Source organism: Brachybacterium sp. AOP24-D1-21, assembly GCF_052378665.1.
In the GTDB taxonomy this organism is placed as follows: domain Bacteria; phylum Actinomycetota; class Actinomycetes; order Actinomycetales; family Dermabacteraceae; genus Brachybacterium.
The window spans coordinates 2,149,430-2,170,888 of record NZ_JBQSXX010000001.1; the positions used below are offsets into that span (position 1 = coordinate 2,149,430).

Annotated in this window: 17 protein-coding genes; 10 read left to right on the plus strand and 7 right to left on the minus strand. The window is 68.8% G+C overall.

Features of this window, described 5'->3' with window-relative positions; all coding sequences use genetic code 11:
• Positions 1-44 precede the first annotated feature (44 nt).
• The gene (locus ACT3UF_RS09620; RefSeq protein WP_441445243.1) at positions 45-1,328 is read right to left on the minus strand and encodes an ABC transporter substrate-binding protein; all 1,284 of its coding nucleotides are present in this window, start codon (positions 1,326-1,328) and stop codon (positions 45-47) included.
• 199 nt (positions 1,329-1,527) lie between these two features.
• Here ACT3UF_RS09620 and ACT3UF_RS09625 point away from each other — a divergent pair, with 199 nt between their 5' ends.
• Positions 1,528-2,565, plus strand: coding sequence for a LacI family DNA-binding transcriptional regulator (locus ACT3UF_RS09625; RefSeq protein WP_441445242.1), 1,038 nt, complete (start codon positions 1,528-1,530; stop codon positions 2,563-2,565).
• Positions 2,566-2,571: 6 nt separating this feature from the next.
• Here ACT3UF_RS09625 and ACT3UF_RS09630 read toward each other — a convergent pair whose 3' ends face one another.
• The gene (locus tag ACT3UF_RS09630; protein ID WP_441445241.1) at positions 2,572-3,417 is read right to left on the minus strand and encodes an SDR family NAD(P)-dependent oxidoreductase; all 846 of its coding nucleotides are present in this window, start codon (positions 3,415-3,417) and stop codon (positions 2,572-2,574) included.
• A gap of 164 nt (positions 3,418-3,581) precedes the next feature.
• On the opposite strand from ACT3UF_RS09630, the gene ACT3UF_RS09635 reads away from it, so the two are divergent.
• The 3 genes from ACT3UF_RS09635 (at position 3,582) to ACT3UF_RS09645 (ending at position 6,359) form a co-directional block, all read left to right on the plus strand.
• Complete coding sequence (locus tag ACT3UF_RS09635) at positions 3,582-5,003, plus strand: SDR family NAD(P)-dependent oxidoreductase (RefSeq protein ID WP_441445247.1); 1,422 nt, start codon at positions 3,582-3,584, stop codon at positions 5,001-5,003.
• 243 nt (positions 5,004-5,246) lie between these two features.
• Positions 5,247-6,140 (plus strand): hypothetical protein, encoded by an 894-nt coding sequence (locus ACT3UF_RS09640; protein WP_442332498.1) that lies wholly within the window; start codon positions 5,247-5,249, stop codon positions 6,138-6,140.
• 81 nt (positions 6,141-6,221) lie between these two features.
• Positions 6,222-6,359 (plus strand): hypothetical protein, encoded by a 138-nt coding sequence (locus tag ACT3UF_RS09645; protein WP_299305790.1) that lies wholly within the window; start codon positions 6,222-6,224, stop codon positions 6,357-6,359.
• Positions 6,360-6,477: 118 nt separating this feature from the next.
• Here the strand turns inward: ACT3UF_RS09645 and ACT3UF_RS09650 are convergent, their stop codons facing one another.
• The 3 genes from ACT3UF_RS09650 to ACT3UF_RS09660 all read right to left on the minus strand — a co-directional run bounded on the left by ACT3UF_RS09650 (position 6,478) and on the right by ACT3UF_RS09660 (position 10,086).
• Complete coding sequence (locus ACT3UF_RS09650; RefSeq protein ID WP_441445239.1) at positions 6,478-7,266, minus strand: nucleotidyl transferase AbiEii/AbiGii toxin family protein; 789 nt, start codon at positions 7,264-7,266, stop codon at positions 6,478-6,480.
• Positions 7,263-8,270: a type IV toxin-antitoxin system AbiEi family antitoxin gene (locus tag ACT3UF_RS09655; protein WP_299305792.1), complete on the minus strand. Its 1,008-nt coding sequence runs from the start codon at positions 8,268-8,270 to the stop codon at positions 7,263-7,265. The genes ACT3UF_RS09650 and ACT3UF_RS09655 overlap by 4 nt, the downstream gene beginning before the upstream one ends.
• Before the next feature lie 82 nt (positions 8,271-8,352).
• The gene (locus ACT3UF_RS09660; RefSeq protein ID WP_441445238.1) at positions 8,353-10,086 is read right to left on the minus strand and encodes a helicase; all 1,734 of its coding nucleotides are present in this window, start codon (positions 10,084-10,086) and stop codon (positions 8,353-8,355) included.
• A 214-nt stretch (positions 10,087-10,300) separates the two neighbouring features.
• Here ACT3UF_RS09660 and ACT3UF_RS09665 point away from each other — a divergent pair, with 214 nt between their 5' ends.
• Positions 10,301-11,689, plus strand: a complete 1,389-nt coding sequence (locus tag ACT3UF_RS09665) for a cryptochrome/photolyase family protein (RefSeq protein WP_441445237.1) — start codon at positions 10,301-10,303, stop codon at positions 11,687-11,689.
• Positions 11,690-11,700: 11 nt separating this feature from the next.
• Here ACT3UF_RS09665 and ACT3UF_RS09670 read toward each other — a convergent pair whose 3' ends face one another.
• Positions 11,701-12,216, minus strand: a complete 516-nt coding sequence (locus tag ACT3UF_RS09670; RefSeq protein ID WP_441445236.1) for a glycoside hydrolase family 130 protein — start codon at positions 12,214-12,216, stop codon at positions 11,701-11,703.
• Positions 12,217-12,265: 49 nt separating this feature from the next.
• Between ACT3UF_RS09670 and ACT3UF_RS09675 the strand changes: the two genes are divergently transcribed.
• From ACT3UF_RS09675 to ACT3UF_RS09685, 3 genes are all read left to right on the plus strand, one after another.
• Entirely contained in the window at positions 12,266-14,071 is a 1,806-nt protein-coding gene (locus ACT3UF_RS09675) for a hypothetical protein (protein ID WP_441445235.1), read from the plus strand.
• A gap of 120 nt (positions 14,072-14,191) precedes the next feature.
• Complete coding sequence (locus ACT3UF_RS09680) at positions 14,192-14,455, plus strand: type II toxin-antitoxin system Phd/YefM family antitoxin (protein WP_299305800.1); 264 nt, start codon at positions 14,192-14,194, stop codon at positions 14,453-14,455.
• Positions 14,452-14,835 (plus strand): type II toxin-antitoxin system VapC family toxin, encoded by a 384-nt coding sequence (locus ACT3UF_RS09685; RefSeq protein WP_441445234.1) that lies wholly within the window; start codon positions 14,452-14,454, stop codon positions 14,833-14,835. The genes ACT3UF_RS09680 and ACT3UF_RS09685 overlap by 4 nt, the downstream gene beginning before the upstream one ends.
• Before the next feature lie 122 nt (positions 14,836-14,957).
• Here the strand turns inward: ACT3UF_RS09685 and ACT3UF_RS09690 are convergent, their stop codons facing one another.
• The gene (locus tag ACT3UF_RS09690) at positions 14,958-16,130 is read right to left on the minus strand and encodes a N(5)-(carboxyethyl)ornithine synthase (protein WP_441445233.1); all 1,173 of its coding nucleotides are present in this window, start codon (positions 16,128-16,130) and stop codon (positions 14,958-14,960) included.
• Positions 16,131-16,580: 450 nt separating this feature from the next.
• Here ACT3UF_RS09690 and ACT3UF_RS09695 point away from each other — a divergent pair, with 450 nt between their 5' ends.
• The gene (locus tag ACT3UF_RS09695; RefSeq protein ID WP_444502622.1) at positions 16,581-19,511 is read left to right on the plus strand and encodes a GH32 C-terminal domain-containing protein; all 2,931 of its coding nucleotides are present in this window, start codon (positions 16,581-16,583) and stop codon (positions 19,509-19,511) included.
• A gap of 384 nt (positions 19,512-19,895) precedes the next feature.
• The gene (mmsA, locus tag ACT3UF_RS09700; protein WP_441445232.1) at positions 19,896-21,443 is read left to right on the plus strand and encodes a multiple monosaccharide ABC transporter ATP-binding protein; all 1,548 of its coding nucleotides are present in this window, start codon (positions 19,896-19,898) and stop codon (positions 21,441-21,443) included.
• Positions 21,444-21,459: the final 16 nt, after the last annotated feature.

Sequence of the window (21,459 nt, forward strand, 5' to 3'; positions counted from 1 at the left end):
ACTCTGTGGGGATGTCGGGGAGGCGAGCTTCGTCCTTCCCATACTCATTCGAAGCTGTCCGCAGTCGTGAAGAACTGCTCGACCGCCTCCGCGATCGGGGTCTCGCCGAAGGCGACGGCTTCGTTGAGGTCTCCGAGCAGGGAACGCAGCTCCGCGAAACCTGCGGGCCAGAGCCGGTTCAACGGTGTGGAGGTCTCGGCGACTTTGTCCATGAAGTCCATCGCCATCTGCTCCGGATCGGACAGCGTCCCTGCGAGCTGGTCGCGGGCTCCCTGCGACGGCGGCATGCCCAGGGAGACGCCGAGCGCTGAGATGGCGGTGTCGCTGTTGATCATGAAATTCACGATCTCGGCGGCCTTCTCGGCGTCCGCTGAGGTGGAGGAGAGCGACCACAGGCTGGCGGCGTTCATCCACAGGCTCGGCGACGCCTGAACATAGGGAGGTATGTGGAGCGTCAGGGGGCTGTCCACGAGGCGGGTGTAGGAGATGAAGTCCTGCGTCCATCCGAAGCTCATCGCTGCCCGCCCCGTCGCCATCGGGTTGCTGGCCATCTCGCCCTGCGCCTCGGCGGTGACGTCGGCGGGCGGGACGCCTCCGTTCTGACGGAGCTCCTCCCAGTACTCCAACCATTTGGTGAGGTCGTCAGCCGTGGCGTTCAGCGTGCCGTCATCGGCGTAGAACTGCCGGCCGTCGTCGCGGACCTTCAGGATGAATAGGATCAGGTCGCCGCCTCCGTCCTGCAGCCCCCAGACGTCGTCGCCCAAGGACTCCGAGGACTTGGTGGCCATCTCGGCCAGCTCCTCCCAGGCGTACTCGCCGTCGGGGACTTCCAGTCCTGCCTCGCCAGCGAGGCCCTGGTTGACCACCAGGCTCATCGCGTTGGAGGCGGCGACGACACCGTAGAGGGCGTCTTCCACCTGGCCGAACTCCTTCAGCCCCTCGTCGACGGCCTCGGCGTCCAGTGACTCCAGCGAGTTCAGGTCCGTCAGGGTGCCGCGCCCTGCGTAGTCAGGGATCTGGCTTCCGGCCTGCATGATGAAGTCAGGGGCGTTGCCGCCTGCGGTCTGGGTGGCGAGGCGGTCCCAGTACCCGTCCCACGCCTGCGGCTCCCGAGCGATCTCGGTGCCGGTCTCCTCGGTGAACGCGTCCAAGGCTGCGTTTACGGCGCCGTTCTCCGAATCTCCTCCCCACCAGGCTGCCCGAATCCCGCCAGATCTGCCGCCCTCTTCCGGTTCGAGTGCACACCCCCCGAGGGCGAACGACGCTCCTGCCAGTGCAACACCGGCGAGCACCGGACGGCGCGGGATGTGAAAAGTGGTTGCGGACATGACTTACCTCCGAATGGGCCGACAGCAGTGGCGGGCTCGAACGTGGTTCTCTGTCACTTCTAACGTTAAATTTTCACGTTACACGGCAGAGTAGATTGTCTGCACCGGGTCGTCAACATGTCTGCTGGACAGGCGGTCGGTGTATCCCGCGGGGCGAGTTCGCATCACCGGCGGTAGACGAGAGAAAAGAGGTAGACAGATGACCCAGGAGAACAAGCGCCGGCGACCGCCGACGGTGAAGGACGTCGCTCTCCGCGCTGGCGTGTCCTGGATGACGGTGTCCAACGTGGTGAACGGGAAACCGAGCGTCCGCCCCACAACGCGCGAGAAGGTCGAAGCGGCCATCAGCGAGCTCGGGTACCGCAAGAGCCGCGCAGGTCAGCAGCTGCGCTCCGGACGCACGAACATCCTTGCGCTGGCCGTCCCCGATCTGCGTACTCCGTACTTCGCGAGCCTTGCGCACGAGATCATCGACGTCGCCGAGACTCGCGGATACACGGTCCTGATCGCCGAGACCAAGAGCAATCCGGAGAGGGAGCGGCACGCGGCCCGAGGGTTCGACACTCAGCTCGCTGACGGAATCATCCTTCGACCGGACAGCCTCGACAGCGAGCGGGTGCTGGATTCCTCGGAGGCGATGCCCCTGGTCCTCCTCGGTGAGGGTACAAAGGAGGTCGAGCTGGACCATGTCACGCTCGACAACACCCGCTCCGGAAAGGAGGCGACGGAGCACCTCCTCTCCCTGGGGAGGCGTGCGCCTCTCTTCCTGGGAGCCCGAGAGGACAGGCAGTTTGGGCCCGGTTGGCACCGCTTCGTGGGATTCCGGTCAGCGCTCGCCGAAGCCGAACTCCCCTGCCGATCGGAGCAGCTGGTGGATGTGGTCTCGTACGGCCGCGCCGGCGGCGCCCACGTGGTTGAGGGCATCCTGGCCAGCGGCGTCGAGTTCGATTCCCTCGTCTGCGCGACCGATCTCATCGCCGTGGGTGCGATGCGGGCGCTCCGACGAGGCGGCCGAACCGTTCCGGATGACGTCGCAGTGCTCGGCTGGGACGGAATTCTGGAGGGTGAATTCTCGAATCCTGCCCTGACCACGGTGGCCGTCGATGTCTCTCACGTCGCCCGAGAGGCCGTGGAGATGGTCATCCGCCGCATCGAGAACCCCAACGCCTCCCCAGCTGTGGTCGAGGTGCCGCAGGAGCTGATCATCCGCGAGAGCACGGTGGGCGTTATACCGTAGGTGCGGCTAGGACAAACGCCGTGGCGGTCGCGCGTGCTGTGCGCAGTCCGCGCAGTGCCCCCGCGCCGTGAGCTTCGCCATCGGCCCGGTGGGCGCCAGCCTCGCAGCGGTGTAGATCGCCTTGTACCTCTTGCTCGACATCGACACTGCCTCGCCCTTCTCCACGTCGCGCAGCGACTCGGAGACCTCCCGAAGCGTCTCGAGCCACGGCCAGCCCGAAGTGCCCTCCTTGCCCTCGGGCAGGCCCAGGCGGGCATGGAAGTCGGCGTGGGTGCAGCCCGGGCACACTGCGGTGACGGTGACGCCGCGGGAGCGGTACTGGCTGCTGGCCCATCGGGAAAACGTCACCTGGCACGACTTTGCTGCCCTGTACGTGGAGCAGGGCATGGCGGCAGGGGCCGAGGCGATACTGAGGATCGTGCCGGAGCGTCGCGCGAGCAACCCCGGCAGTGCGGTGTGCATTAGCCGCAGCGGCACCTCGACGTGGAGCCGCGGGTGGCGTGCCTCGTCTTCAATGTAGTTCCTCTCGAACGCGGGCGGCAGCCCGAACCCGGCGCTGTCGCTCAGCGTCTGGATGGGCCGGGCCTCGTCCGTGAGCCGCTCGATGACGGCGGTGATGCCCGTGGGGGAGGAGAGACTTGCGCTGAGCACTTCGACCTCCGAGGCGTCGGCACCCGTCAGCTCGGCGGCGAGATGCTCGAGCCGGGCCGTTTCGCGGGCGACGAGAACCAGGTGCTCACCGTAGAGGGTGAGCTTTCGGATCCACTCGGTGCCGAGGCTGGATCTGACACCGGAGGTCAGGGACGCCGATTTCATGGGCGAGCCTAGAGCGAGCGCCATGGCGGCGGGCACGTGACCAATGCCCCGCCCGTCGGCCGGTGGCGGAGCCATAGACTCGATCGGTGCCCGAACTCTCTGATTCCTTTGCCTCCTCGACGCCCCGTCACCGCGAGAGCCAAGAACTGACCGCGGAGGACATCGCCACCGCCCTGCGCGTGCTCCGGCACGCCCCGGCCATGCCGGATGACGACGCGGATCTCGTCGCGATCAAACGCGCCTCCCGGAACTTCGAGAAGAAGCTCGCGAAGTCCCGTCGCGGAGAGAAGACCTGGGCGCAGCGCAAGGCGGACCGCGCCGTGATCGCCGCGACCGCCACCGGCTCCCCGCTGCGCATCGACGACGAGACCAAGGGGATTCCGCTGGTCTCGAGCGCGCAGGGCGCCTTCGCGGGAGAGCTGAACAAGTCCCGCGGCTGCTACATCTGCAAGAACGACTACACCCTGGTCGATGCGTTCTATCACTGGCTGTGCCCGGACTGCGCAGCGATGTCGCACGCCAAGCGGGACCAGCGCACGGACCTCACCGGCAAGCGGGCACTGCTCACCGGCGGCCGCTCCAAGATCGGCATGTACATCGCGCTGCGCCTGCTGCGCGACGGTGCGCACACCACCATCACCACCCGCTTCCCCAAGGATGCGGCGCGGCGCTTCGCCCAGATGGAGGATGCTGCGGACTGGATCGACCGGCTGAAGATCGTCGGGATCGACCTGCGCGACCCCACCCAGGTGATCGCGCTCGCCGACGATGTCGCCGCCGCGGGCCCGCTGGACATCCTCATCAACAACGCCGCGCAGACGGTGCGCCGCTCCCCGAGCGCCTACTCGGCGCTGGTCGAGGCGGAGGACGCCCCGCTGCCCACCGACCTCGCGCTGCCGGAGATGTCGGCGTTCGACCGCATCTCCCAGGCGCATCCCGCCGCGATCGCCGGGGTTCTGCAGAATGACGCGGTCCCGCAGCATGACGGGGAATCGCTCGAGCATGCTCGCGCCGCGCAGACCGCCGCCTCGATGACGGCGCTCGCGCTGCGCGCCGGCAAGGCGAGCCTGCAGGAGCACCTCGCGGGCACCGCGGTCGACGCCGGCGGCCTGCTCCCGGATATGCAGACCAACAACTCCTGGACGCAGACGGTGGACCAGGTCGACGCGCTCGAGATGCTCGAGGTGCAGCTCTGCAACGAGACGGCACCCTTCCTGCTGATCAGCAGGCTGCGCGCCTCGATGCGTGCCGCCGTGCAGGCCGGGGCGCGCCGCGCCTACATCGTGAACGTCTCGGCGATGGAGGGCCAGTTCTCCCGCCGCTACAAGGGTGCCGGCCATCCGCACACGAACATGGCCAAGGCCGCGCTGAACATGCTCACCCGCACCAGCGCGGGCGAGGCGTTCGAGACCGACCGGATCCTGATGACCGCCGTGGACACCGGCTGGATCACCGACGAGCGCCCCCACCAGGACAAGCTGCGCATCGCCGCCGAGGGCTGGCACGCCCCGTTGGATCTGGTGGACGGCGCAGCCCGCGTCTACGACCCGATCGTGCGCGGCGAGGCCGGCGAAGACATGTACGGCTGCTTCGTGAAGGATTACAAGCCCAGCCCCTGGTGACGCGGTCCGGCGACCTGCTGGTCGCGGTGGGTGCGGCCGGTGACCTGCCGGCCCGCGGTGCCACCGGCCTTCTCTCCTCCACAGCGGTCGGTTGTCCACAATGCGCATCGTGCTGTGGTGCGCGGGCGGGGAGTCCTCCAGGCTCTGGGCATGACTGCCGACGCCACCGAATTCTTTGAGTTCGATGTTCCCCCACGTCAGAGCCGCCCTCTCCACTGGTGTCTCGCCGACGCCCCCGCCCCGATGAGCGAGCCGACGGACGAGGAGGGTCGAGCGGAGATGCTCGCCGAGCTCGACCGACTGCCCTTCCTGTTGGCGATCGATCAGGTGGTGACCTTCGTCGGGGAAGGTCGGCGGCTCACCAAGCAGGGGGAGTTGTTCGCGGTGGACCGGCGCCAGCTGGAGAGAATCCAGCCAGCAGTCGACGATCACCGTTCCTGGGAGTGGTACAGCAACAGCCAGATCCTCCATGTGGCCTGGAGCGTTCTGCTCAGCAGTGGTCTCCTCGTCAAGCGCGAGGGGCACGTGGAACCTGCAATGGGGCATGCCGGAGACGAGGAGAGCGCTGAGGGTGCGGAAAATGCGCTGTGGAGGGCACGGAGCCTGCTCGCGGCAGCCCTGGAGTCGTCCGCGACCAGCGCCGGGTTCGCCGACTGGAACGAAGGGCTGGATGAGGACTGCCTGGACGCGCTGCTCGTGGCGAGTGGCCCTGAAGGGTTGATGCTGCCCACAATCCCGCCTGACGGCGAGCTGATCCACTGCGGCGAGGTCGTGCAGTTCATGCTCCAGCTGCTGCGTCATCCCTACATCCGAGAGGTGCCGATCGACCGCAGGACAGGGCATCCGCTGGCTCGTGGACTGGGTGCGCTCGAGCGGCTCTCACGCACCATGGGACGGCTCCGCGACAGCGGGCTGCTCCTCCGGGAGGAAGAGCGAACGGATCGGGAGGGGGCCTTGGAGGGAGCTGACGATAGGTGGGCGGAGTACGGGCAGTATCCGGAGGACAGCTACCTCACGCCGATGGTGCACTATCGCGCTCCGGTGGCGATGCGTGGCGCGATCGCGATGGTGCGGGACCGACGCTCTGCGGCCCTCGCTGACCAGGATCGGGCAATCTCGCCCAAGACCGCGCGATGACCTGAGAGAGTCGCCTGTGTAGGGTCGGCGGCCACGAGTCAATGAGGGCGGCACCACTCCACCACAGGGAACGGAGCACCGATGAGACGACGCGACAAACGACATCGGTTCATCAGGGGTGACCTTCTGTCCGGGTTGCTGGAGTTGAGCGATGCGCTCGGGCTGGTGCTGAATGTGGTGGTGCGCATTCCGGTGCTGCTGGTGAAGCTCCTGCTCTGAGAGGGAATGGATCGCCCACGGTCATCGGCGGTTGACGTCTTCGACGACGTCGTGACGTCGTACAGCTGGCGACCGAAAGCGTAGAAAGTGCTGTCAGGCAGGCACGCCCCGTGGATGCTCAGCGCTTGAGCCCGGCTGCGAATCCTTTCGTGTACCCGTCGATCAGATCGGCGGCGAGTTCGCTCCGCATGTGCCGCAGCAACACCGGTCGCAGCTGGGCATCGAGGAGCGTATCGAGTACCGCTGTTCCGTCGATGGGGGCGAATGCCTCCGCGGCACGACGCGCATAGTGGTAGCTGGCTGCGGCGATGATGTCGTCATCGGTGGCGTCGAGCGCCGTGTGGTCTTCCCATACCTCGTCGACGAACGGGTCCTCGGAGAGTGCCGCGAGGATGACTTGCAGGTCGAGCCCATCCTTGGGATTGTCATGATGCCGGTCCCTCCACGCGAGCACTTTGAGCGCGGTCTGCGCGGGAGCGCTGGCGACACGGAGCTCAGTGCCATGGGGCATCCGGACCAGGGTCGACGTGGCGTGCGCCTCCTGTAGTCCGTTGACATCCAGGAGATGGTCATCAGCGAAGTGAACGCTGCGGCCTTGCTCGATCCCCCCGAAGGGAACGACATCGACCTCGACTCCGAGCACCTCGAACTTGTGTTGTGAGTTCCCCTTCCGCGTCAGGCGATCCGTCAGGCCGGCGAACTGTTCACTGACACGGACTGCGACTGCGATATCGATGTCTTCAGTCGCGCGGATCGGTTGGTTGTGCTGAAGGGCATGGATGACGAGATCGCGAGCTGCGGCGCCGACGACGAGGAACTCGAGTTCCAAGCCGTGACAGATGCCTGCCAGCTCGGTGAGGACCTCTTCGGCCACTGGTACGTCAGTGCGTCCTGTGAGGTCGATCATCGCGTGTCACCGAACAGCTGTGCACGTATCTCATCGAGCCGGGGATCGTCCTCGAGCAGCAGGTCCGCCCTGAGCAGCGGTCTGGGAGCGACGCCATCCTCTCCGTTCGGCGGAATGTTCCAGAAGGTCGGGCGGATCCGTACCGGGCCGTCCTGTGCTCTGCGCAGGCGCCCCTGGCGGATGAGGTCCCGTCGGGCTTCGGGAGGAAGATGAATGAGGGCCTGTGATGGCCGGATCGGTGCGCCGAGGCGTGCTGCGGCCAGTTCCGAGCCGAGCAGCGCTCCGTCGGGGAGCTTCTCCTTCAGGAGGTCCGAGGGGTTCTTCCAGACGTCGCTCGTGAACCGTTCCTCGGGCCACGTGCTGGGTTGCAAGGCCGTATAGGCCGCGACCCACTCGTCTTCGAGCGCGGCGGGGCGCAACACCTGGTAGTTCTTGTCGAGCATCGGGGGCGTGCGCTCGCGCAGAGCCCGAACGACACGGTTCACGGTGCCGATCGATGCCCCTGATGACGCTGCCAACTCGCGCTGCAGTACTCGATGCTCCTGCTGGTTCGCGACGAGTACGGCGAAGGTGACAGGCAGACCCGCGCGCGAGAAGGGAGCTGCGGTGGGTGCCCTTCGTTCTTCGGCGTCGCTCTTGCCTGCGATCTCGATGAGAAGTCCCGGTGACCTCAGCGACGCGTTGCCCGCCGAATCCGCGTATCCACCCCAGCCTCGTGAGGCGAGTGCCTGTGCGCGTGCGGGAGTGATACGGCTGGTCAGCAGGACCGTCTGCTCGTCATGAGGCAGCAGGGTGAGCCCGGCAGGGCTGACAGTCGCGCTGGCCACGGCCGGGAACTTGTGCACGCCGGTTCCGTCGTCGAGCAGGAGAGTGCCGGTGCAGATCCGGTCCTCAAGATTCTCCTCGTACCGCCAGTCTGGTCTGATGCCCAGCTCGGCGAGGTGGTGAAGCACGTCCTTGATGACGGCGCCCGTGGCACTCCTCGGAAGTTCAATCGAGTCCATGTGTTCAACATACTGGAATTCTAAGGAAAATTGAACATCGCCGGGCTCCTCCGGACGGCGGGGGAGCGGTCATCCTCGTCGTTCAGTCCGCATCGCCGGTCAGGCTTGCCGCTGGCAGCCAGTCCGCCCCGAGCAGCTGCGCCACGTCGGTGAGACTCGCGGTGTCGCCGCCCACGGTGTCGGAGGCGGCGGCGATCCGTTCCACCATCACCTTGCTGACCTGCTCCTCGACGGTGCTCTCGGCGTAGGCGATGTGCCAGGGGGAGACCTGGTGGTCGCGGTGGGTGCGGCCGGTGACCTGTCGGCCCGCGATGCCGGAGAAGCGGGCCTGGTGGAACACCCCGACCCGCGGCTCGGTGCTCGCCTGGTGGCCGCCTTCGAGAGTCTCGCCGGCGTGCAGGCTGATCGAAGCGACCGTGGTGAACACGCAGACCTTCGCCTGCCCGGTCTGGAAGCGGAGCCGCTCGGCTTCGGCGTCGAACCGGCCCTGACCATAGATCGTGGCGACCTCGAGGCCGGAGTCCCGCAGCCGCTCGGCGATCGGATCGGCGGCGGTGCCGACGAACTCGACCGAGCACGCCACCTGCCTCTCGGCCTCGACCTGCTGGGAGATCCACGCGACGGTGGAGTCCACGCGGATCAGTCCGGCCTTCTGCCGGAAGCGCAGCAGCGCCGCGCGCCCTTTGGCCGTGTTCCTACCGCGCCGGGCGATGTCCATCTCGCGGCAGAACTCTCCCCACTCCGCTTCATACGCGTCCCGTTCTGTGGGCGTGAGCGTCACCGGCATTCCGGAGATCGGCACCGGCCCCCACGGCGCCGCACGGTGCAGCATGGCAGGTGGTTGTGCGTCCTTGAGCCAGCCGCGCACCAGCGCGAGATCCGCGGCCCGGCGGGCAGGGTCGGTGGTCCAGGACGCGCCGTAGCGGCCCTTGTCCACGCCGACCCCGTGGCGCTCGAGCGCGGTGTTGAAGGTGGCGGCGGGCTGGGTCGCCGTGAGCCACTCCTTCATCGGCTCGTCATGCGCCTGGGCGTAGGCCGGCGCGAGATAGGGCAGCTCGAGCGGCGTGTGGCCGGGCGTCGCGGTCGTCGTGATCACGAACGGCGCCTGCTCGTGCGGCTGCCGGTGGCCGGCGATCTGTGCCCAGAGCTTCCACCGCTTCGTGGTGGTGCGGCGCAGCGCGTGGGCTTCATCGGCGATGATCACGTCCCAGTCGTAGCCCGTGACCTTTTCCAGGCGGTCCCAGGTGATCACGACCCATTCCAGGCCGCTGTCGCCGAGCGCGGTGATGGTGCGGCACCAGTGCCCGATGGTGATCGCGGCGGGCCTGTCGGCGACCACGAGCACGCGCTGCGCTCCGCGGAGGTCGCCCACTGCACTGGCTCCGAGCACGGCGGAGATCGTCTTGCCGACGCCCGGTTCGTCGGCCAGCAGGAACTGTCGCCCACCGGCTGCGGCGCGTGCCGCGATCGCGTCGGCCGCCTCGTACTGGTTCTGGCGGGGCTCGAGGTCCTCGGCCGGCTCGGGGTTCGGCGTCGGATCCTCGGGGTTCAGGGTGTTCTCGAGGAATCGCCCGAGGGTGTGCGGAGCGGGAGCATAGGGCGCGAGGTGCGCGGGCAGCGTGCGCCCCGTGTACAGGTGCATCTTGACGGCGGGATGCCAGGCGGCGCCCTCGACCTGGGTGCCGTAGGGGACGTCCAGCACCCAGGTGCGCTCGCCGGGGCCGACGAACGGCAGCTCCCGCATCACCTGGCGGGTGCCCTTCCTCCGGGAGGAGCCGCCTCGCCGACGGGTGCTGGAGCGTCGACGGGTAGCCATTCCGCGAGGGTATCGAGCACGCGCAGCGGATCGGGGGACGGCTCGCCCGCGCCCGGTGTGACGCAGTAGAGCGAGACCTCGCCCGTGTGCACGGTAAGAGCTTGCTTAGCTAGGCTACGTACGTGCGTGAGGTCGTCCGGGACCGGCCGCCGCACGCCACAGGGGCCGGGCCCCACGGGCCGGGGCCCGCCACCGCCAACGAGAGCAGGGACAGATGACCAGCATCTGGTGGATCCGGGATGACCTCCGCCTTCACGACAATCCGGCCCTCCATGCCGCCGCGGCCGATGGTGAGGTCCTCGCGGTGCACATCGACGAGGAGATCAGCGGCGTGCGCCCGCTGGGCGGCGCGGCGCGCTGGTGGCTGCACCACTCGCTGAGCGCCCTGGCCGCGGCCCTGCGCGAGCACGGGGTGCCGCTGGTCCTGCTCCGCGGGGATCCCGAAGAGCAGATCCCGGCATTGGTCGAGGAGGTGCACGCGACCGCGGTGCTCTGGAACCGCCGCTATCACGAACCCAAGCGGGCCATGGATGCGCGGCTGAAGGCGTCTCTGCGCAGGCGGGATGTCCGCGTGGAGAGCTTCGACGGCTACCTGCTGCACGAGCCATGGACGATCACCACCCAGAGCGGCGGACCGTACAAGGTCTACTCCCCGTTCGCCCGCGTATGCCGGGAGAGCAGGCCGCCGCGTGAACCGCACGGCCTGCCCGATCATCTCGCCGGCCCCCAGGAGCAGGTCCGTGCCGGCGGCCACGAGGTGCGCAGCTGGTTGCGCACGGAGACCTTCGAGCAGGAGCTGTCCGGTCGCGGATGGCTCCCGACGGCGCCCGACTGGGCCGGCGGGCTGCGCGAGAACTGGACCCCCGGCGAGGCGGGAGCTCGGGAGCGGCTCGCGCAGCTCGGGGACCTGCTGACCGACTACGCCGAGGATCGGGAGCGGCCGGGCACCGCGGGCACCTCGAGCCTCTCGCCGCACCTCCGCTTCGGCGAGGTCTCTCCTCACGAGGTCTGGCACCACAGCCTGTCCGCGGGGCGCGGAACGGGCCCGGAGACTTTCCGCTCCGAGCTGCTGTGGCGCGAGTTCGCCTGGCACCGGCTCTTCCACCTGCCCGACCTCGCGACCCAGAACGTCCGGCCCCAGTTCGACGCTTTCGAGTGGCGCGAGGACGATGACGCTCTGCGGGCCTGGCAGCAGGGGCGCACCGGCATCGACCTGGTCGACGCGGGGATGCGGGAGCTGTGGGCGATCGGCTGGATGCACAACCGGGTGCGGCTGGTCGTCGCCTCCTTCCTCACCAAGAATCTGCGCCTGCACTGGCGGCTCGGCGAGGAATGGTTCTGGGACACCCTCGTCGACGCCGACGACGCCTCGAACCCGTTCAACTGGCAATGGGTCGCCGGCACGGGCGACGACGCCGCCCCGTACTTCCGCGTCTTCAACCCCGAGCGCCAGCAGGAGCGGTTCGACCCCCAGGGCGAGTACGTGCGCCGGTGGGTGCCCGAGGTGGACGACGAGTCCGCGGAACGGGTGGCGCCGATCGTCGATCTGAAGGCCTCGCGACGGGAAGCGCTCGCGGCCTACGCCGCCCTCAAGGGGCAATGAGGAGGCTCACCTCACCCGTCCGCGCGCAGCCCCACCCCGAACCCGTCCGCCGGATCCGCCACGGCCACAGCCAGCGTCGTATCGGACTGCCCGTAGTACGCGAACCACTTCCCGCGGAACTTCACGAGTCCTTCGACGAAGGTGACATTGGAGATCAGCCCGTGGGTGTCCTCGTAGGTCTGGGGGCGCAGCCAGGGCTCTTGCAGTCTGGCCATGACCGTGGTGGGCGCGGCGGGGTCGATGAGGATCTGGCCGCAGCGGTAGTCGACGTCCACGGTGCCGTCCTCGTGGACCTCGCGGGTGGCGCCGTTGGTGAGCATCAGCAGCAGGCCGTCGTCGGTGAGGACGGGGGAGGTGCCGATCTCCACCAGCGCCTCGTCGAAGGTGCCGGGGGTGGGGAGGTACATCGGAGAGTCGTCCGTGGTACCGGGGGTCCAGTGGATCAGATCGTCGCTGGTGGCCCAGTAGATCCCGCCCTCGCCGAAGTACATCCACCACGTCCCGTCGATCTGCTGCGGCACGATCACCGCCGGTCACACCACCTACCAGGCCGAGGAGAGGCCGCGCGCCACCGCCGTGTGGACCTACGCCGACCGCGCAGAGGACGGCACCTTCACCCGCATCGGCGGCGGAGATCTCGACGCCGCCACCGGCCACTGGTCCCAGGGCGCCTACAACGCCGACGACATCTCCCGCACCGCCATCGTGTTCCTGCGCGCCCACTCCGCATTCAGGGACAACGCCGATCTGGCGACCGCCCGGGAGCTGCTGCGCACCCTCACCTACCTCCAGGTCACCTCCGGGCAGAACGCCGGCAACGTGGTGCTGTGGATGCAGCCCGACGGCGCCCTGAACTGCAGCGCGATCCCCATCGAGCTGCCCGACCCCTCGGATTCCGACGAGTCCTACTGGCTGGCCCGCACCGTCTGGGCGCTCGGAGAGAGCATCGCCGTGTTCGCCGCGGTCGACCCTGACTTCACCGCGTTCCTGGTCGAGCGTCTGCACCTGGCGCTGACCGCGCTCGAGCGCGCCTCGCTGGGCAGATACGGGCAGTGGGATTCGGCCGACGGGGTCCCCGTGCCCGGCTGGGTGATCGCCGGTGGTGCCGACGCGACCGGCGAGGCCGTGCTCGGGCTCGCCGCAGCCCTCACGGTGCGACCCGACGACGAGCGCGTCGCCCAGGCCCTGGACCGCTACGCCGAGGGTATTGAGGCGATGCCCTCCGGCGCCGTGGGCGTCTGGCCCTTCGGTGCGATCATGCCGTGGACCGGCTCGCAGAGCCTCTGGCACGCCTGGGGCGGCCTCGCCCCGGCCGCGCTCGCCGTCGCCTCCGCGGTCACGGGCCGCGGGCTCGATGCTGCGGTGGCCGACGTGGGCGTGTTCACCCCGCAGCTGCTCACCTCCGGCGGCCCGTACAACGCCTGGTCACCCGTACCCGGGGAGTCGCAGATCGCCTACGGCGTCCAGAGCCGCATCGAGTCCCTGCTGCGCACGGCCGATGTCACCGGTGGCGAGGGCCTGCGGGAGCTGGCCGCACTCGTCGCCGGCTGGTTCTTCGGCGCGAACCCGGCGGGAGAGCCCGTCTACGATCCGGCCACCGGCGTGACCGTCGACGGGATCGAGCCCGACGGGCGCCTCAACCGCAACTCCGGCGCGGAGTCCACGATCCACGCCCTGCTGGCGATGATCGCGCTGGACCAGGACCGGGACCTCGCGCGGACCGCGCGGAGCCTCAACGGCACGCCCGAGGTGCACGGCATGCAGTGGCTCCCGGCCGAGTCGGCGCAGCTCAGCGGCGACGCCGCGGTCGTGACGCCGGAGAGCGCGTGGACGGGGGAGTCGAACTGGCGCGGATCCTCTGTGCTCGCCGGTGACGGCGGCACAGTGCGCTTCACGCTGGATGCCGAGGCGCTCGCCGCAGTCTCCGCCGGAAGCGCGACGGCGCATCCGCTGATCCACCGGCTCGCCGAGGACGCGGGTGTGGCGCACTGGAGTGCGATCGACGCGGCCGGAGCACGGACAGTGCTGGGCACGCTCGAGCTGGGCGGTGCCGGGGATCCGGGCGTGACCGAGTGGGACGGGGTGCTCAGGCCCGTGCGGCTCGACGTCCCGATCCCGGCGGGCGCTGTGGCCATCGAGGTCATCGCCGAGGGGAGGCTCGAGCTCGACGAGCTGATGCTGCTGCCGGCGGTGACCACAGTGGAGCTCGCGGTGGAGCGGGGAGATTCGCTGACGCTTCACGTGGTGTCGGCTGATGCGAAGCTGGCGCTCGTGCCGGGGCAGACGGGCAGTGCGTACCGGGCCGACGGAATGCGAGTGGGCCCTGCGAACCGCGGGGGCAGGAGCGTACCGGCAGGAGCCTTCGCGATCACCCGGCGGTGAGCGCGGCGACCGGCTGCACTTCCTCTTTCACAGTGCTGCGACCCTGGGGAGAGGAAGCCCGCGCCCTCGTCGTCCACATCGCATCTGTACTAGAACTAGTATTAGGCGTACCGTGGTCCCATGGCTGACGTGACGCGCACCGAGCTGAACCAGCAGACCGCCCGGGTCCTCGCGCGAGTGCAGGAGGGGGAGGAGGTCACCGTGACGGACCGTGGCCGCCAGATCGCCCGCATCACCAGGGTCGAGTCTGATCGGCGCTCCCGGCGCCTCGCCAGCGGTGCGCTGCGGCCCGCCACCGAGAGCGGGATACCGACGGTCGCCTCACCTATCCACGGCTGGAGCACCGAGCAGATGATCGAGGACATGCGCGGGGACCGCGCATGATCTACCTCGACACCTCGGCGGCCTACAAGCTCCTCAGCCGAGAACCGGGGGTGGTCGAGGTCGAGGCCCTCTTCGCGGGAACGACGGAGCTGCTCTCCTCGCGGCTGCTCGAGGTCGAGCTGCACGCGACAGTGGATCGCCGTGGCGGTTCTCATGCCGATGTCGACGCGATCCTCGCCCGGACCGGCCTCGACGCGGTCGACGACGAGGTGATCGACCACGCCCTCTCGCTCGGCTCAGGTCTGCGCGCCATGGACGCACTGCACCTCTCCACGGCCCTGCTCTACGGGGACGCGATGATCGGATTCGCGACCTTCGACCGTGAGCTCGCGCAGGCGGCGCAGCGGCTCGGGCTCGAGGTCGTGGCAGGGAGCAGGTGAAACAGGGTGCTCGGGCCGGGAGCGGGGCAAGGTGCACGGTGGACCCTGCCGCACGTCGGCTGAGAGGCGGGTCGGCCGCGGGTCCTCGCTGAGCGCTGCGCGACGACGCGATGCCCCGCCGCTCAGCGGTGGGGGTACTCGCTCTCGCGGCCCTGGAACTCGACGATCGCAGGATTCCTGATCACGCCGTCCTGGATCTCGATCGCATGATCGATGACGGACTCGGCGGCCCAGGCCGCGGGCCCTGCCATGACGGTCTCGACGAAGGGGAGCAGCGCGGAGCTGTTCTCCCAGCTCGCGGAGTTCCACAGGTACGAGGGGCTGTGGTCCACCGCGTAGTAGTGGATGTTGTTGTCCAGCTCGATCATCGGCGCCTTGAAGGTGGTGGGGCGCGCCCAGGCGAACCCCATCCCCTCATCGCAGGAGACGTCCACGATCAGGCTCCCGGGCCGGAACTTCGGCAGATCGCTCTCGCGCAGGTAGAGCAGCGGGGCGTTGGGATCCTGCAGGGTGCAGTTGACCACCACGTCGCTCTCGGCGAGGAACGGGGCCAGGGGCACCACCCCGTCGTCGGTGATGACCTCGCTCAGGTACGGGCCCTCCTCGTGACCGAACTGGACGATGTCCACCGAGTGGATCGGGGAGCCGACCGCCGCGACCGCACGATTGGTCAGCACCCGCACCTGGGAGATGCCGTGGGCGCTCAGCGCCGTGATCGCGCCCCGCGCCGTGGCGCCGAAGCCGATCACCGTGGCGGTGAGACGCCGTCCGTAGTTCCCCGTCGTGCCCCGCAGCTGCAGGGCGTGCAGCACCGAGCAGTAGCCCGCCAGCTCGTTGTTCGCGTGGAACACGTGCAGCGTGAAGGAGCCGTCGGGGCCCCAGTGGTTCATCGCCTCGAACGCGATCAGCGTGAGGCGCTTGTCGATCGCCAGCTGCGTGAGCTCACGGTCCTGCACGCAGTGCGGCCAGCCCCAGAGGATCTGTCCCTCGCGCATCGCGCGGATGTCCTCGTGCTGCGGCTTCGGCAGCACCAGCACGTCGGCCGCGGCGAACACCTCCTCGCGGGTGCCGACGCGACCCACCAGCGCAGCGATCTTCGCGTCGGACATCCCGAAGGGGAGCCCGTATCCCTCCTCGACCAGGATGCGGCGCCGCAGGTGCTCGGGAATGCGGTCCAGATGCGCGGGATGCACCGGCACCCGGCGCTCGTCCGGCTTGCGCGAGGCCCCGATCAGTCCGAGGGTGAGCGGGGCATCGGTGACCGATCCGCCATGGCCATTCTGGGAAGGCTGCACGTGTGTCCGTTTCCGGGCGCCTGGTGGCCCCTGGTTCACGACGATAGAGCATGGCTCCTCGGCTGCTTCGAGCAGGGGGGTCTCGCGCGGTCAGGCATCGCAGTTGTCCGGTCCGACCTGCGCAGGTGCCGTCAGGGGCACGCTGTCGCCCGACGCTGCAGTGCCAGCTCGGATCCGGCAGGCGTCGTGCCGTGACGTGGTGGACACCGGGCAGAACGTTCAGTAGGGTGCAGTCGGCACCAAATAGACAACGTTGTCAGAGCGTCCGTCACGACTGCGTCGTCCACGGCACCTGGACGCTACGACGCCATCCCGGCTACTCCCGATGGAGGGAACCGACTCATGCTCCACACCACAGCTCCGCCTCGCGCCCTGCGCCTCCTGTGCGCTGGCGCCGCTGCCACCTTGATCCTCGGGCTGGGCGCGGCGCCCAGCTTCTCCTAGGGCACGATCGGCTCCGAGCCGAACCGTCCGGGCTACCACTACACGCCCGAGCGGAACTGGATGAACGACCCCAACGGGATGGTGTTCCACGACGGTCTCTACCACCTGTATTACCAGTACAACCCCGAGGGGAGCGTTTGGGGGAATATGTCGTGGGGGCATGCGACCAGCCCCGATCTCATGACCTGGACCGAGCAGACCCTCGCGATCGGGCAGAGCTTCGATGATGACGGGAACAGCATCGAGGACATCTTCTCGGGGTCCGTGGTCGTGGATCACGGCAACACCAGCGGGCTCGGCACGGGCGACGAGGACCCGCTGATCGCGCTGTACACCAGTGCATATACGGGCAGCCATCCTGAGCATGCCGGGAAGCAGGCGCAGTCTCTCGCGTTCTCCACGGATGGAGGGTTCACCTGGGAGAAGTACGAGGGGAATCCCGTCGCTGATCGCGACTCGGGCAACTTCCGCGACCCGAAGGTGTTCTGGTACGAGGGGGCGACTCCGGCAGAGTCCCACTGGGTCATGGTGGCGGTCGAGGCGACCGACTACCAGGTCGTCGTCTACACCTCGGATGATCTCCTGAACTGGGAGTTCGCCTCCGACTTCGGGCCCGCCAATGCGGTCGGCGGCATCTGGGAGTGCCCGGACCTCTTCGAGCTCCCGGTGGACGGGAACCCCGAGGAGACCCGCTGGGTCATGATCGTGAACCTCAACCCCGGCTCCGTCGCCGGGGGCAGCGGCGGCCAGTACTTCGTGGGCGACTTCGATGGCACCACCTTCACTGCAGAGAACATCGTGGATGACATCCCTGCCCCGGACGGCGAGGTCCTCTGGGACTTCGAGAACGGGGACTTCTCCGGATGGGACGTTGCGAACGAAGAGGGTCAGGCCGAGAGCGGCCCCTTCGGGAGTGCGCCAGCAGAGGGGCCCGTCAGCGGCCAGCAGTCCGTGAACGGTGTCGAGGGTGGAGGCTTCGTCAACTCGTTCCACGGCGGCGACGGGCCGGTCGGCGCGATGGAATCCGAGCCGTTCACCATCGAGCGCGAACATCTCGGCTTCCTCGTCGGCGGAGGGAACAATCCGCATCGGGAGGGCACTCGGCCTGATAACGACCCGCCGGCGGGCACCGCGCTCTGGAACGGCTTCGAGGAGGCCGACGGCGCAGTCACCCTCGCGGACATGGGCTGGACCGGCAGCGGCGACCTCGCCGCCACAGGCAGCCCGTCCACCGCGGGCGGCGAGTACGCCCTCGGCGACAAGCGCATCAACACCTGGGAGGGCGGCCCCAAGGGCGACGACAACCTCGGGACGCTGACCTCTCCCGAATTCACGATCGACGGTGACTACCTGAACATGCTGGTGGGCGGGGGAGCGCGTACGGAGGCGTCCGACGAGACCCTCGAGGTGCAGCTCATGGTCGACGGCGAGGTGGTGCGGAGTCAGACCGGGCCCGAGGATGGCGCGCTGAACTGGCGCCACTGGGACCTCTCCGAGCTGCAGGGCCGCACCGCTCAGCTGCGCGTGGTCGACGAGGCCACGGGAGGCTGGGGCCACCTGACCCTCGACCACGTCGTCATGGGCGACGAGGCCGCACTGCCCCGGGGTGACGAGACCACGGTGAACCTCGTCGTCGACGGCGAGGTGGTCCGCACCGCCACCGGTTCCGACAGCGAGAACCTGGACTGGCACAACTGGGAGGTGGGTGAGTTCGAGGGCCAGCAGGCCTCGCTCCGCATCGTCGACAACAGCAGCGGCGGGTGGGGGCACATCCTCGTCGATCACTTCGTCGCCACGGACGCGCCGATCGCCTCCTCGTTGGAGAACTATCAGTGGATGGACTGGGGCAGCGACTACTACGCGACCGTCTCCTACTCCGATGCCCCTGACGGCAAGCGAATCACTCAGGGCTGGATGAACAACTGGCTCTACGCCGGTGACGTCCCCGTCTCTCCCTGGGTCTCCGCGATGACCTTGCCGCGTGAGGTGGGGCTGAGCCGCACCGACCACGGCATCGAGCTGGTTCATGCTCCGGTCCAGCAGGCCGAGGACTCGCTCGTGGAGGAATCGCGCCAGAGCGTCGCCGATGTCGCCGTGGCAGAGGGGACCGCTCCGCTCAGCGCCGACGGCGAGACGATCAGCGGGGACATGCTCCGCATCGATCTGCGTCTCGATCCGGGCTCGGCGACTCGCGCGGGGGTCGTGGTGAGTGCGTCCGACGGATTCACCGCCGATCCGGCCGCCAGCGCCGACGACGCGCAGGGAACCCTCGTGGGCTACGACGCCGAGCGCGGGAAGGCCTTCGTGGACCGGTCGCGCTCGGGCGAGGTCGACTTCCACAGCGCGTTCCCCGGCCAGGTCGAGGCGCCGGTCACGCTCGAGGACGACGGCACGGTCTCCTTCAGCATCTGGCTGGACCGCTCCTCCGTCGAGGTGTTCGCGCAGGACGGCACCAGGACGATGACCGAGCTGATCTTCCCCGGCGCGGACTCTCAGCAGGTGCTCGCCTTCGCCGAGGGCGGCGACGCGAAGATCGTCGACGCGACGGTGGCCCCGGTGGCGCAGACCATGTTCGGGGCAGGGGCGACCGACCCGACTGATCCGACTGATCCCTCGGAGCCCACCGAGCCTGTGGAGCCCACCGACCCCGCAGCGCCGACGGCCCCAGCGGAGCCCACCGAGCCCACCGGGCCCGCGGAGCCCACCGAGCCGGTAGAGCCCACCGGGCCCTCCGACCACCCGGTGCCGCACGACGGTCCCGGCACGGGAGAGCCGTCCCAGGGCGGCGCTGCGTCGAGCTCCGAACCCCCGCAGGCGGGGGGAAGCCTGGCCTTGACCGGCGTCAACGCCGTCACTGGGGCGGTGGCGGCGCTCGCGCTGGTCGTCGCCGGCGCGGCGGCGGTGCTCATCGGAAGGTTCCGGCGCCGCGGGCTCTGACGAGAATGCTGTGCCCCGGGGCTGCATGACGGCCCCGGGGCCTGGCCCGGCTGCCGGTCCCGGGGCACGGCCCGCAGGTCGCTCATGGAGCTCGCAGGCCGCTCAGGGGGCGCAGAAGGAACGCCCGCAGGGGCACGAAAGTCCCGCCCGCCGGGGGCGCGGGGCCCGCCCGTCGGCCCCTGGATGCAGCCCGCGCGTCCCCGACCAGCGGGGCTGTGCGCGTTATGGGATCGTGATGTGCACGTGGCGTCCGGACCGGCCTGCTGGTCCTACACTGACAACGTTGTCTTTCCGGAGGGAGTCCGGAGGGAGGCAGCCGCGTTCCGCCGTCATCGGACGGCACGCCGCCGTACGGCGGCACTCAATGAGGAGTCGGAGGTAACGATGGGCGAAGCGCACGCAATCCTCGAGATGCGAAACATGACCAAGCTATTCCCGGGAGTCCGGGCGCTCGACGACGTGACGATGTCCGTGCGCCGGGGCGACATCCACGCGATCTGCGGGGAGAACGGCGCCGGGAAATCCACCCTCATGAAGGTGCTCTCCGGGGTGTACCCCCACGGCACCTACAGCGGGCAGATCATCTTCGAGGGCGAGGAGATGGCCTTCAAGGACATCAAGTCCTCGGAGGGCGCCGGCATCGTCATCATCCACCAGGAGCTCGCCCTCATCCCCGAGCTCTCCGTCACCGAGAACATCTTCCTCGGCAACGAGATCGTCGCCGGCGGGCTCATCGACCGGCGCGAGGCCCGGCGGCGCTGCCGCGACCTGCTCGCTCGCGTGGGCCTCGAGGTCGACCCGGACATGGCGGTGAAGTACCTGGGCGTGGGCCAGCAGCAGCTGGTCGAGATCGCCAAGGCGCTGTCGAAGAACGTCAAGCTGCTGATCCTCGACGAGCCCACCTCCGCGCTGAACGAGGACGATTCGGAGAACCTGCTCCTGCTGATGAAGGGTCTCAAGGGCCGCGGAATCACCTCGATCATGATCTCCCACAAGCTCAACGAGATCGCCGCGGTCTCCGACGCCGTCACCGTGATCCGCGACGGCCGCACCGTCGAGACCTACGCGGTCGAGGCGGGCCACGTCGACGAGGACCGCATCATCCGCGCGATGGTCGGCCGCTCGCTGGACAACCGCTACCCGGAGCACGAGCCCAACCTCGGCGGCGAGACCGTCATCGAGGTGAAGGGCTGGACCGTCGAGCACCCGAACGTGCCCGGCAAGCTCGTCTGCGATGACGAGAGCTTCGTCGCGCGCCGCGGGGAGATCGTGGGATTCGCCGGGCTCATGGGGGCTGGCCGCACCGAGCTCGCACGCTCCCTGTTCGGTCGCTCCTACGGCATCCACCGCTCCGGCCAGATCTACCTCCACGGCGAACCCGTCGAGCTGCACACCGTGCGCCAGGCCATCCGGCACCGCCTCGCCTACGTCTCCGAGGACCGCAAGCTGCTCGGGCTGAACCTCCTGGACAACATCAAGCAGACGATCGTCTCCGCGAACCTGCCGGCCGTGGTGCGGCGCGGGCTGATCGACGGCTCGAAGGAGCGGGCGGTCGCGGAGCGGTACCGCACGTCGCTCCGCATCAAGACCCCCGGCATCGACGTCGGCGTCGCCACCCTCTCGGGCGGCAACCAGCAGAAGGTCGTCCTGGCCAAGTGGCTCTTCCCCGAGCCTGACGTGCTGATCCTCGACGAGCCCACCCGCGGCATCGACGTGGGAGCGAAGTTCGAGATCTACAAGCTCATCCAGGACCTCGCCGACCAGGGCAAGACGATCATCGTCATCTCGTCCGAGCTGCCCGAGGTGCTGGGGATCTGCGATCGGATCTACACGATCTGCGAAGGGCGCATCACCGGTGAGGTGGATCGCGCCGACGCCGACCAGGAAACGCTCATGCGCATGATGACCACCACCGTCGGCTCCGCCGCCTGACCGACGCAGTAACGAG

Excerpts from the sequence above, each read along its gene's own strand:
- ACT3UF_RS09685 (WP_441445234.1), top strand. The coding sequence starts at position 14,452 with ATGATCTACCTCGACACCTCGGCGGCCTACAAGCTCCTCAGCCGAGAA.
- ACT3UF_RS09640 (WP_442332498.1), top strand. The coding sequence starts at position 5,247 with ATGAGCGAGCCGACGGACGAGGAGGGTCGAGCGGAGATGCTCGCCGAG.
- ACT3UF_RS09620 (WP_441445243.1), bottom strand. The coding sequence starts at position 1,328 with ATGTCCGCAACCACTTTTCACATCCCGCGCCGTCCGGTGCTCGCCGGT.
- mmsA (WP_441445232.1), top strand. The coding sequence starts at position 19,896 with ATGGGCGAAGCGCACGCAATCCTCGAGATGCGAAACATGACCAAGCTA.
- ACT3UF_RS09650 (WP_441445239.1), bottom strand. The coding sequence starts at position 7,266 with ATGATCGACCTCACAGGACGCACTGACGTACCAGTGGCCGAAGAGGTC.
- ACT3UF_RS09660 (WP_441445238.1), bottom strand. The coding sequence starts at position 10,086 with ATGGCTACCCGTCGACGCTCCAGCACCCGTCGGCGAGGCGGCTCCTCC.
- ACT3UF_RS09625 (WP_441445242.1), top strand. The coding sequence starts at position 1,528 with ATGACCCAGGAGAACAAGCGCCGGCGACCGCCGACGGTGAAGGACGTC.
- ACT3UF_RS09635 (WP_441445247.1), top strand. The coding sequence starts at position 3,582 with ATGCCGGATGACGACGCGGATCTCGTCGCGATCAAACGCGCCTCCCGG.
- ACT3UF_RS09665 (WP_441445237.1), top strand. The coding sequence starts at position 10,301 with ATGACCAGCATCTGGTGGATCCGGGATGACCTCCGCCTTCACGACAAT.
- ACT3UF_RS09680 (WP_299305800.1), top strand. The coding sequence starts at position 14,192 with ATGGCTGACGTGACGCGCACCGAGCTGAACCAGCAGACCGCCCGGGTC.
- ACT3UF_RS09655 (WP_299305792.1), bottom strand. The coding sequence starts at position 8,270 with ATGGACTCGATTGAACTTCCGAGGAGTGCCACGGGCGCCGTCATCAAG.
- ACT3UF_RS09645 (WP_299305790.1), top strand. The coding sequence starts at position 6,222 with ATGAGACGACGCGACAAACGACATCGGTTCATCAGGGGTGACCTTCTG.